This is a genomic window from Acinetobacter sp. YH12255 (assembly GCF_013417355.1).
GTDB lineage: Bacteria > Pseudomonadota > Gammaproteobacteria > Pseudomonadales > Moraxellaceae > Acinetobacter > Acinetobacter pseudolwoffii.
In genome coordinates this window covers 1-11,203 of record NZ_VPEC01000012.1, presented here as the reverse complement: position 1 = coordinate 11,203, position 11,203 = coordinate 1, and the positions used below count along the sequence as shown (strand labels likewise).

The following is an 11,203-nucleotide window of genomic DNA, read 5'->3' as shown; positions in this document are numbered from 1 at the left end:
AAGAAACCGTTGAGTGCAGGAATTTGTGCTTCAGGAAGTCTTTGTACTTTTTAAAATGTTATAAGTCGAAACTTTGAATATGGAGAGAAATAAAAAAACCGCATTCAGAAATGCGGTTTTTTTTATGTTGTCTATTTCAGGAGTTAACGCATCTTGGCCAGGAAACGGCCAACACGGGTAAGGGCTTCACGCAGTTCATTTTCAGCCGGCAGGAACACCACACGAAAATGATCCGGTGTCGGCCAGTTAAAGCCTGTACCTTGAACCAGAAGTACTTTCTCGGCACGTAACAAGTCCAGCATCAGCTTTTCATCGTCCTGAATTGGATAAACGTTCGGATCCAGTTTCGGGAAGCAGTACATCGCACCTTCAGGTTTGACACAAGATACCCCTGGAATCTCGTTCAGCATTTCCCAGGCAATATTACGCTGTTCATATAAACGGCCACCGGGACGAATCAGGTCATTAATAGACTGGTAACCACCCAGGGCGGTTTGAATCGCATATTGTGCCTGATGGTTGGCGCACAGTCGCATCGACGCCAGCATATCAAGACCTTCAATATAGTCTGCTGCACGTGCTTTATTGCCGGTAATGGCCATCCAGCCGGAACGAAAACCAGCAATACGATAGGCTTTAGATAAACCGTTAAACGAAACACAGAGCTGATCGCCAGCCAGAGCTGCTACAGCAACATGCTCGATTCCATCGTAGATAATTTTGTCGTAGATTTCATCAGCAAATAAAATCAGGTCATATTTCTTGGCCAAGTCGACAATTTGTTGTAACACATGACGTGGATAAACTGAACCGGTCGGGTTGTTTGGATTAATAATCACAATACCACGGGTATTTGGCGTGATTTTACTTTCCATATCGACAATGTCGGGATACCAGTGATTTTCTTCATCACATTTATAATGAATCGCCGTACCGCCAGACAGATTGACTGCCGCAGTCCAGAGTGGATAATCTGGCATTGGAATCAGCATTTCATCGCCATCATCCAATAGACCCTGCATGGCCATGACAATCAGTTCAGACACACCATTACCGATATAGACGTCATTGACGTGCATATCCAGAATGCCTTTTTGCTGGTAATACTGGCAGATCGCCTTACGTGCCGGGAAAATCCCTTTGGAATCGGTATAGCCAATGGCATTTGGCAGATTTAAAGCCACATCGTTGATAATTTCTTGTGGTGCTTCAAAACCGAATGGGGCGGGGTTGCCAATATTTAATTTGATAATTTTGTGACCGGCTTCTTCCATCTCGATGGCCGCTCGTAACACAGGTCCGCGAATGTCGTAGCACACATGCTCGAGCTTAGATGATTTCTTGATCTCGCGAGGGGTTTGGAAAGTGTTCGGCATTTTGATGTTCTCGGAAGGAGTGGAGGTCACTTTTGCATAACGATATAAATAACTTTTAAATGTCTCAGTTGTGACTAGATCGAGATCATGTTCATCTCGAAGTAGTGCAACAATTTTTTCATGCGTAAATCCAAGCTGCTGATATTGTTTGATCACAGGCAGCAGATTTTTAAAAATTACGCTCTTTTTTTGCGACATTTTTTAATCCTGAGCAAATTTAGAGCTAAGAATACCATTAAATTTGCTCACTAAAAAACATTTAATGTAAGAATTGCTTACTTTTATTTTTATATTTGCTTTCTTTTTGCTTTTTTAGGCATTATATGTCTTTTGTAAAATGTTGAATAAAGACTAGAATTTTTAAAATGAATCACGTAAATATAGGATTATCCTATTTTAAATAGCAAGATAAAAAGGTATGTGATCATGGGAAAACTCAATAAATCAGACCGGGAATGGCAAAGAGAGTTATCACCTGAGGAGTTTCGCATTACGCGCGAGAAGGGAACCGAGCCGGCATTTACTGGAAAATACTGGAATACCAAGCAAGATGGCACCTATGTATGCCGTTGCTGCGGTACGCCACTGTTCTCGTCTGAGACCAAGTATGACAGCGGCTGTGGCTGGCCAAGTTTCTACCGTCCCGTCAGCAGTTCGGTGGTAGAAGAATTACCTGATACTTCACACGGAATGGTCAGAACTGAGATTGTTTGTCATCATTGTGACGCACATTTAGGGCATGTTTTCCCGGATGGTCCAGAGCCGACGGGCTTACGTTATTGTGTCAACTCGGCTTCTTTGGACTTAGAAACACAAGAAAAAAATGATGAGGAAACCTATCCATGACCAGCATTTATCAGTTTGAAGCTGAATTGTTAGATGGCAAAAGCAAGCCACTTGCAGATTACGAAGGCAAGGTACTTTTGATCGTCAATACAGCGAGTAAGTGTGGTTTTACCCCACAGTTTTCAGGATTAGAAAAACTTTACGAAAAATATAAAGATCAAGGTCTGGAAATTTTGGGATTTCCATGCAATCAGTTTGGTGGTCAAGATCCGGGTTCCAATGAACAGATTGGTGAATTTTGCCAGAAGAATTACGGGGTATCTTTCCCGATGTTTTCCAAGGTGGATGTCAAAGGCCCTGAAGCGCACGCCATTTTTCGCTATTTAACCAATAATTCCAAAGGTATTTTAGGCAATGGAATTAAATGGAACTTTACCAAGTTTCTGATTGGACGTGATGGTAAGGTTTTGAACCGTTTTGCACCGACGACCAAGCCTGAAGATCTTGAAGTTGAAATCGAAAAAGTACTCTAAACTTTATTTTGAGACATGAAAGAATTTTTGAGTGCTGGATTAAAATTGATCGTATTGCATTTTTATAAAAAACCACTGTATTTACAGTGGTTTTTTTGATTATGACTTAAGTCTAGAGAATCGCTTTTAGACGTTGAATGACTTGTTCACATTGTGCCAGATCAGCAACCAGAGCTAAACGTACATGATTTTCACCCGGATTACCTTGTTCAGTATCACGAGACAGATAACGGCCCGGCAGAACTTTAATATGGGCTTTTTCCATCAGCATTTTGGCAAAGGCTTCATCATTGTCGACTTTGAGCCAGTAGTAGAAACCGGCATCCGGTTTTTTCAGTGGCAGCAGGTGACCGAGTTCTTGCTGGAACAAATCAAATTTGGCGCGGTATTGCACCCGGTTGTCTTCCACATGGGCTTCATCGTTCCAGGCAGCAATAGAAGCCAGTTGGTGCTGTACCGGCATCGCTGCACCGTGATAAGTACGATACTGCAAATACGGTTTTAGTAAAGTTGCGTCACCGGCGACAAAACCTGAACGCATGCCCGGCAGATTAGAACGTTTAGACAGCGAGTGAAATACCACGCAGTTTTTATAGTCATCCCGGCCGATTTCAGCACAAACTTCCAGTAAACCTACAGGTGCCTGATCAAACCACAGCTCCGAATAGCATTCGTCTGAAGCAATCACAAAGTTATATTGATCCGACAGGGCAATCAGTTTTTTAAACTGTTCTTTAGACAGCACTGCACCGGTTGGATTGCCCGGAGTACAGACAAATAACAGTGCCGTTTTTTCCCAGACTTCTGCCGGAACAGCATCAAAATCACCAAGGTAGTTATTTTCTTCAGTACAGTTGATGAAATATGGTTTTGCACCTGCGAGCAGTGTTGCACCTTCATAAATCTGATAAAACGGATTCGGCATCACCACATAAGGTGCCTCTTCACGATTTACCAAAGCCTGTACAAACGAGAAAATCGCTTCACGCGTACCAGAAACAGGCAGGATATTGCTGTCTGCACTGATGCTATTCAGCTTAAAACGGCGCGTCAGCCATTGAGCAATACTTTCGCGTAGCTCAGGCAGGCCTTTACTGTTTGGATACGTCGATAAATGTTTAAAGTTATCGATAATCGCTTGTTTCACAAACTCCGGTGCAGGATGCTTTGGTTCGCCAATCGACAGGGGAATTAATGGCATATTTGCAGGCTGGATATCCGCAAAAAGCCGATTTAACTTTTCAAAGGGATAAGGGTGCAATAAAGACAAGCTAGAGTTCATGAAATGTGTTACCGAGCAGAGTGTTAGTGTTGACCGCTGACCTGATGTGAAGCCTCATCCAGGGCAGCTTTGAGTGCAGCTGCAAATTCTTGAGACTCAGTCGGGCTCATCGGGATGCCATTTTTTTTGGTGACAAAGAAAATATCTTCAGCACGTTCGCCAAGTGTGGCAATTTTGGCAGAGTGGATATCCAGCCCTTGCATCATAAATAAACCGCCAATTTTGGCAAGTAAACCAGGATGATCCAGAGTCGCAATTTCGACCATATTCTGATCCAGAGCCGCATTCATCGTAATATCGACTGTATTTTCAATATCGAAATGACGGAGTTGACGCGGAATGCGGCGTTGCATCAGACCCGGATATTCATCTGAATGGCTCAAAGCGTCTTTCAGGGCTTCAATGACGGTGGCTTCCCGTTCAGGGTCGGTGAGTAAGGTACCAAAGCGATCCAGCACCACATAGGTATCCAGACTAAAAGCTTTGGTCGCGGTAATAATCCGCGCATCTTGAACATCCAGATTCATACGATCCAGAATGGCAACTGTGGTCGCAAACAGGTTCGGTTTATCCTGAGTATAAATAAAGATCTGTACCGCATCCTGAGCATATTTTCGATGCGCCCGCATCAGCACCAAAGGCGCAGGATTATCGCCATGTTGTAAAATGGCGCGGGTATGCCAGGCAATTTCATCCGCGGTTTCTTTCAGGAAATAATCATCACCCAGTTCCTGCCAGACTTTTTCAACATCATAGAGCGAGAAATGCTCGACCAGACGTTCACTGGCTTCAAACTTGGTGTCTTCAATCAGCATCTGATAATCGACCGGACGGCCGAGACCAGAACGGATCACATCACGCGCCTGCGTATAGAGCTGACGCATCAAGGATGCGCGCCAGGTATTCCAGAGCTTGGGATTGGTGGCATTGATATCCGCAACTGTCAGGGTATACAGATAATCCAGATGCTCCATATCGCCCATTTTTTCTGCGAATTCTTTGACCACATCCGGGTCGGAAATATCTTTTTTCTGCGCAGTCACAGACATCACCAGATGATTCTGGATCAGCCAGGCCACCAGATTACTTTCGCGTTCGGTAAAGCCATGGCTACGGCAGAATTTAATGGCATCGGCTGCTCCAAGCTCACTATGATCACCGCCACGACCTTTGGCAATATCATGAAAAAGAGCTGCCAGATATACAATGTCACGACGGGTCAGGCGCTGGAACACTGAACTGACCACAGGAAATTCCTTGGCAAATTCAGGTGCTTTAAAGCGATTTAAATTGCGTAGCAACAATAAGGTATGTGCATCGACCGTATAGATATGGAACAGGTCATATTGCATCAGGCCCAGAATTTGCCCAAAGGCCGGGATGTAATTACCCAGTACGCCATAACGCTTCATCGTCACCAGGGTGTCGTAGAGTCGATGCGGTGAGCGGATAATCGCCATAAACAGCGCCTGATGCACCGGATTATCACGAAAATCCTGATCAATGCGTTTTCCTGCCAAGGTCAGCAGGCGTAAGGTACGCGCACGAATGCCCTGAATTTCAGGACGATTGGCCAACAGGTAGAAAATTTCCAGAATCGCGCTTGGATTTTCCGAGAAAATCTTGTGATGCTGAACTGCTAACTTGCCATCGACCAGTTTGAAATTTTCATTAATTTCCTCAATCTGGCGTTCATATTGCGGTAAACGTGGGGTAATCACAGATTCATTGAAGTAGGCCAACAGCATTTCATTGAGTGTAGAGACTTGCTGTGCGCTGCGATAATAGCGCTTCATGAACTGTTCGATCGGATAGTTCGGATGATGCGCCTCATCACGCACATAGCCGAATTTAGCCGCAATATCACGCTGATAATCGAACAATAAGCGGTTTTCGTCACGCTTGGTCAGGCGGTGCAGGTGATGGCGAATCTCCCAGAGAAAACTTTCAGCTTCTTCGAGCACACCCAGTTCAAATTCTGAAATAAAACCCAGATGTACCAGATCATAAATCCGGTTGACGCGGAAATGTCGTTTGGCAATCCAGCCGATCTGGTTGATGTCGCGGATACCGCCCGGTGCATTTTTAATATCCGGTTCCAGATTGCTTTCGGTATTGTTGTGCTGAGCATAGCGTTTATGCTGCTCATCCATTTTGGCATCAAAGAAGGTTTTATCGGTCCAGGTGCGTGACACGATGCGCCGTGGCCATTTGCACAGGTTCTCATTGCCAATAATCAGGCGTGCTTCGATTAGCGTAGTGGCAACGGTGAGATCACTACTGGCCTGACTGACACAATCATTGATGGTACGCACGCTGATCCCCGGTTTGAAATTACCGACATCCCAGAGTAATGAAATGAAGGTAGAAATCAGCTGTTCCTGCTCTGGACTAATCTCGTCTTCTGACAGGATCATGAGGTCGACATCAGAATAAGGCAGCATTTCACGGCGACCATAACCTCCGACAGCAAACAGGGCCAAATCGGTTTGATCCAGTTCGGCATATTTCCAGAGAAATTGCAGTGCTTCATCAATCAGATTGGAACGTGCCAGAATAATATCCCGAATCGACTGTCCATTTTCAAAACTCTCCTGTAGCTGATTTTCGACATCACTACGCCATTGATTGATGGCTTTAATGTCATGGTTACTTTTAATGTAATTCAGCAGAGGTAAGGTATTGATCATGAACAGTGGTCCGTTGGTATTTCAGCTTAGTTTTGATTAATGCTAACTTGATTTGCGACCTGAAGTGCCAGTTCGCGTGCCTGTTCAATGCTTTCAGCACGTGCAGTCGCAACGCCCATGCGACGCCGTTCGAAGCCTTCAGGTTTGCCAAACAGGCGCAAATCAGTATTGCCGTCTGCTAAAGCAAGATTCAGGCCAGAAAATGAAAGATTACGATCATCTACCCCGGCATAAATCACCGCGCTGGCAGCCACACTATGCCGTGTGGTATTGACCGGCAGGCCTAAAATCGCACGTGCATGCAATTCAAATTCGCTTTGGAATTGAGAGGCAAGTGTTACCAGTCCGGTATCGTGTGGACGAGGAGAAACCTCACTAAACCATACTTGGTCGCCTTTGACAAAGAGTTCTACACCAAAGATTCCGCAACCACCCAGTGCTGTGGTGACTTTGTGGGCAATGCGCTTAGATTCCTCTAGCGCTGCTGGAGTCATCGGCTGAGGTTGCCAGCTTTCGACATAATCGCCCGAGTCCTGACGATGTCCGATCGGATCGCAATAAGAGGTTTCGATCTCGCCGGTTGCCGGATTTTTTGCACGAACAGTCAATAAGGTAATTTCAAAATCAAAGTCAATTTGCGATTCGACAATCACCGTACCCTGATTGACGCGTCCACCAGTTTGCGCATATTCCCAAGCCGCGTCTACCTCTGCAAAGCTTTTTACCCGAGACTGGCCTTTGCCAGAAGAGGACATGACCGGCTTGACAAAGTTTGGATAGCCGACATCATCACAGGCAGCACGGAAGGACTCTAAACTGTCAGCAAATCGGTACGCTGAAGTTGGCAGCCCCAGTTCTTCTGCGGCCAGACGGCGAATGCCTTCGCGGTTCATGGTCAGATTGACCGCTTTAGCCGAAGGAATGACGGTCGCAATATTTTGTTCTTCAACGTCAACCAGTACTTGTGTGGCAATGGCTTCAATTTCAGGAACGATTAAATGTGGCTGGATTTGATGGATCAATTGTTTTAATTCTTCAGCATCGGCCATATTCAAGGTATAGGAATAATGCGCGACTTGCATGGCAGGTGCATGCTCATAACGGTCAGCAGCATGAACTTCGACCCCAAGACGTTGTAGTGAAATCACCACTTCCTTGCCCAGTTCACCAGAACCCAATAATAGAACTTTATAGGCAGAAGCTTGCAGGGGAGTACCAATAGTCACGCTCATGTGTGTCATCCATGCTTGATTTTATGGACTTTTAGCATAGCAGAACTGAGCCGGCAGTTAAGCCAAGATTCATACAAAATTGTGATATTGTCCAACAGTTTTATTTATAAAGTTTTTCTGGATGTAAGTAAGGCGTAATTGTCATGTCACTGATCTGTCAGACTGATTTGAAGACGGTATATCCTGTTTTGGCAATAGCTTTTTTCTATCTACAACTGGTCGAGTATTAAAAAAGTATAAAAGAATACGGAAATGATTTTATTTGAGCTTTTTCTTTCAGGAAAAATGATAGGGATCAGCTAATTATTTTTATATAATAAAGACCTATACTATTCCATAAGCATAAGTCTTTATCTTGATTGATCAGTCAGTTCAAGCTTAAAACGTCATCGGCACATAGGTATAAACCAGACCATAGGTCAGTGCTGCGGTCAGGGTCGCCATCACGATGCGTTTGAATTTAAAGTAAAGCGCAGTGAGTACGATAAATCCGACCAGCATCGCAATACTTTTATTCGGTGTTTCTAATAATGGCGGTAAGGTAGCAACTACCAGCATGGAGCTGATTGCCGCAATGCCGATTGAACCCAAGGCAATTTTTAGCCACAATGCTCCGCGTTTTTGTGAGCCTTGCTGAAATTTCTGAATCACAAAAAAAGGCCCGAAGCGTGAGACGAAATTGGCGATCCCGACGACAATGCCGACCAGAATAATCTCTAGATTCATGCTTGATCTCCTGCATGTTCAGGATCTGGCTGTTTTAAGATATAGTGCTTGAACAGGCCGGCAAAAATACCAGAACTGATGCCAATGAAAATCGCGGCAGACAGATCAATAAAGTAACAGGCCACAGCAGAAACCAGAATGGTGACAGCCACAACAAAAGTATGTTTCTTCTCAAAAGCAGCCAATAGGAAACTCAGGAACAGCGCAGGTAACAGGAAGTCTAGAGCCGCTTGCAAGAATTGCGGCAGATTGCTGACCTGATCGGCAAATAAACCACCGAGAAAAGATCCCAATGCCCAGGACATCCAGCTAAACAGGCTTAAACCCAGCATCCAGGATTCAGACCATTCCTGACGCCGTTGCGAGAGCTTGATCATGCCGGAAGCAAAAACCTCATCGGTCAGACCCCAAGACCAGATCGCGGTTTTCTTTAAATTCAGCCGGTCTTGAATCAGGTTTTGCAGCGCAGGGCCATAGAGCAAATGCCGAATGTCTAGGGCAATCACCGTTAATGCTGTCATCCAGATAGATGTGCCACTGCCTAAAAGTGCGACCACAAGGAACTGGCTGGCACCTGCATACATCGAGCAGGAAAGAAACAGCGCTTCCCAAGCCGTAAAGCCAAACTGAGTGGCTGAAACGCCAAAAGCAAACGACACTGGTAAATAAGTGAAGATGATCGCTTGGCTATCTTTTGCACCTTGCCAGAAGCCAGCAGGTTGCGTAGCGAGTTGATTCTGTTCAGACACGACACACCTTGAAGGAGAGTTGAACGATGGGTCAAATGAAGATTGTGTATTCTACGTGAATTTAATAGCATAGTGCCGAAATGTTTAAATTGGCGAGCCTGATATGTGGATGTTCAAGACACGTACGATGCTGACAGCTGCTTTAATGAGCACTGCATTGTTGTTACAAGCGTGTGGGAATGACAGTCAATCGACTGATAAGCCAGAAATTAAACCGGCACCTAAACTGACGAATGATGCGACCACCTATGCCAATGAGGCATGGCAACTGATCAATAAAGTCGATCCACTGGTTTATAATAAAGAAGTGGATCAGCTGGAAACCCAGGTGCGTCAACCGGCACGTAAGCTGAGCACAGACTGGCGTATTAATGTCAAAATGACCGATTCGGTGACTGAAGGTAAATATGCTCTGTGTCGTAAAGCCTTAACCAGTCTGGAAATCTGGGCGCGTACCGTGATCGATAATGGCAGCAGTCTGGAACAAAAGCAGGCGGATTATGAGCGGGATAAACTGCAATGTCAGAATGCGATTGATAATCCTGAATTGGGAAATACTGATCCCAAACAAAAAGGCACCGCGATTGCTAATATGCAATAAACCTTTAGCCATTTAGTTATAAGCATAAAAGCCAGTCATTCAGACTGGCTTTTTTAGGATGAGACAACAGCAAGACTCTAAAAAGAGGGTATCCACACATGTTCTAATAAAATCACAAATACACCACAGATCAGGAGTGTGCTGCCAATTATGCGTTTAATCAGAATAGGTGTAGACATGATCGATCTCCTTAAATATTTAAAGCTAAAGCGTGTTCAATGCTTCCAGATAACGACGATTCACTTCTTGCCAGTTCACGACATTGAAAAAAGCCGAGATATATTCCGGACGACGGTTTTGATAGTGCAAATAATAGGCATGTTCCCAGACATCCAGACCTAAAATGGGAATATTGCCATGCATCAGTGGAGAGTCCTGATTGGCGCTGCTTTCTACAATAAGTGTTTGATCTGGCGCAACACTCAGCCAGGCCCAACCGCTACCAAAACGGCTCAGTGCTGCCTGGGTAAAGGTGTCTTTAAATGCCTCGAATCCGCCTAATTCATGTTCAATGGCCTTTGCAATTTCAGCTTCTGGATGGCCGCCACCGTCTGGACTCATGACTGTCCAGAACAGGGAGTGATTGGCATGTCCACCGGCATTATTGATCACGTTCTGTTTTAATTGCTGCGGTACTTCATTGAATTTGCTAATTAAGGCTTCGACCGATAAATCTTCCCATTCGGTTCCTGCGATCCCTGCATTGATATTATTAATATAGGTTTGATGATGCTTGCTATGATGAATTTCCATGGTCTTGCTATCGATATGAGGCTCTAGGGCATCATAGGGATATGGCAGTACAGGCAGGGTATAGCTCATGGTCAGGATTCCTTTGCTAGAATGAAATCATGTTATTTTTCATTAGATTTAACATACGCCTGAATTTAATATTTTTATATGAGAATAATTATCATTATTGTTAATATGTGTGAATTATGCGTTGCCTGTAAGTTTTCTACGCTCGGTCATCTTATTTCCTAGGTCTCTGTACACGACAAAAATAGATAACTCATTGAAATAATGTCACAATAATTGTTTTCTAACGACGAATACTATGACACATCTCAATGAGTTATATCTTATCTTAAACAAATCTCTAAAATGGAACAAGTCACATTTAAAGTGCTTTGCGCTCATCATGCTTGTGATCATTTTAAAGCAAACATGTAATCTTTCTTCTGCATCTAAAGCCTTGCCCATCAAGTGCTTACCACAATCATTTTAT

The 11,203-nt window shown here is 44.3% G+C and carries 10 protein-coding genes and 1 pseudogene; 4 read left to right on the top strand and 7 right to left on the bottom strand.

The genetic code is table 11. The features are described 5' to 3' along the window. Positions 1–143: 143 nt before the first annotated feature. Positions 144–1,574 (bottom strand): pyridoxal phosphate-dependent aminotransferase, encoded by a 1,431-nt coding sequence (locus FTV30_RS07000; protein WP_180001303.1) that lies wholly within the window; start codon positions 1,572–1,574, stop codon positions 144–146. Between the two features lie 228 nt (positions 1,575–1,802). On the opposite strand from FTV30_RS07000, the gene msrB reads away from it, so the two are divergent. Both msrB and FTV30_RS06990 read left to right on the top strand, forming a co-directional pair. Next, positions 1,803–2,222 (top strand): peptide-methionine (R)-S-oxide reductase MsrB, encoded by a 420-nt coding sequence (msrB, locus tag FTV30_RS06995; protein ID WP_004645533.1) that lies wholly within the window; start codon positions 1,803–1,805, stop codon positions 2,220–2,222. Then, a complete protein-coding gene (locus FTV30_RS06990; protein WP_180001302.1) occupies positions 2,219–2,695 on the top strand; it encodes a glutathione peroxidase in 477 nt (158 codons plus the stop codon). The genes msrB and FTV30_RS06990 overlap by 4 nt, the downstream gene beginning before the upstream one ends. Before the next feature lie 112 nt (positions 2,696–2,807). On the opposite strand, the gene dapC is transcribed toward FTV30_RS06990, so the two are convergent. The 5 genes from dapC to FTV30_RS06965 all read right to left on the bottom strand — a co-directional run bounded on the left by dapC (position 2,808) and on the right by FTV30_RS06965 (position 9,374). Next, the gene (gene dapC / locus FTV30_RS06985) at positions 2,808–3,977 is read right to left on the bottom strand and encodes a succinyldiaminopimelate transaminase (RefSeq protein ID WP_180001301.1); all 1,170 of its coding nucleotides are present in this window, start codon (positions 3,975–3,977) and stop codon (positions 2,808–2,810) included. A 23-nt stretch (positions 3,978–4,000) separates the two neighbouring features. After that, positions 4,001–6,667, bottom strand: a complete 2,667-nt coding sequence (gene glnD / locus FTV30_RS06980) for a [protein-PII] uridylyltransferase (protein WP_005097404.1) — start codon at positions 6,665–6,667, stop codon at positions 4,001–4,003. Between the two features lie 26 nt (positions 6,668–6,693). Beyond that, on the bottom strand, positions 6,694–7,908 hold the full coding sequence (gene purT, locus FTV30_RS06975; RefSeq protein WP_180001300.1) for a formate-dependent phosphoribosylglycinamide formyltransferase: 1,215 nt from the start codon (positions 7,906–7,908) through the stop codon (positions 6,694–6,696). A 369-nt stretch (positions 7,909–8,277) separates the two neighbouring features. Next, complete coding sequence (gene ygaH, locus FTV30_RS06970; protein WP_005097402.1) at positions 8,278–8,625, bottom strand: L-valine transporter subunit YgaH; 348 nt, start codon at positions 8,623–8,625, stop codon at positions 8,278–8,280. Then, positions 8,622–9,374 (bottom strand): AzlC family ABC transporter permease, encoded by a 753-nt coding sequence (locus tag FTV30_RS06965; RefSeq protein WP_159138591.1) that lies wholly within the window; start codon positions 9,372–9,374, stop codon positions 8,622–8,624. Before FTV30_RS06965 ends, ygaH begins: the two co-directional genes overlap by 4 nt. A gap of 103 nt (positions 9,375–9,477) precedes the next feature. On the opposite strand from FTV30_RS06965, the gene FTV30_RS06960 reads away from it, so the two are divergent. After that, on the top strand, positions 9,478–9,975 hold the full coding sequence (locus FTV30_RS06960) for a hypothetical protein (protein WP_180001299.1): 498 nt from the start codon (positions 9,478–9,480) through the stop codon (positions 9,973–9,975). Between the two features lie 204 nt (positions 9,976–10,179). Here the strand turns inward: FTV30_RS06960 and FTV30_RS06955 are convergent, their stop codons facing one another. Further along, positions 10,180–10,797 (bottom strand): superoxide dismutase, encoded by a 618-nt coding sequence (locus tag FTV30_RS06955; RefSeq protein WP_005097397.1) that lies wholly within the window; start codon positions 10,795–10,797, stop codon positions 10,180–10,182. Between the two features lie 235 nt (positions 10,798–11,032). On the opposite strand from FTV30_RS06955, the pseudogene FTV30_RS06950 reads away from it, so the two are divergent. Continuing rightward, positions 11,033–11,203 (top strand): annotated as a pseudogene (locus FTV30_RS06950) (IS4 family transposase); the annotation flags it as partial.

Coding starts and splice junctions, on each gene's coding strand:
- FTV30_RS06960 (WP_180001299.1), top strand. CDS start 9,478: ATGTGGATGTTCAAGACACGTACGATGCTGACAGCTGCTTTAATGAGC.
- dapC (WP_180001301.1), bottom strand. CDS start 3,977: ATGAACTCTAGCTTGTCTTTATTGCACCCTTATCCCTTTGAAAAGTTA.
- FTV30_RS06955 (WP_005097397.1), bottom strand. CDS start 10,797: ATGAGCTATACCCTGCCTGTACTGCCATATCCCTATGATGCCCTAGAG.
- FTV30_RS06990 (WP_180001302.1), top strand. CDS start 2,219: ATGACCAGCATTTATCAGTTTGAAGCTGAATTGTTAGATGGCAAAAGC.
- glnD (WP_005097404.1), bottom strand. CDS start 6,667: ATGATCAATACCTTACCTCTGCTGAATTACATTAAAAGTAACCATGAC.
- ygaH (WP_005097402.1), bottom strand. CDS start 8,625: ATGAATCTAGAGATTATTCTGGTCGGCATTGTCGTCGGGATCGCCAAT.
- msrB (WP_004645533.1), top strand. CDS start 1,803: ATGGGAAAACTCAATAAATCAGACCGGGAATGGCAAAGAGAGTTATCA.
- FTV30_RS07000 (WP_180001303.1), bottom strand. CDS start 1,574: ATGTCGCAAAAAAAGAGCGTAATTTTTAAAAATCTGCTGCCTGTGATC.
- purT (WP_180001300.1), bottom strand. CDS start 7,908: ATGACACACATGAGCGTGACTATTGGTACTCCCCTGCAAGCTTCTGCC.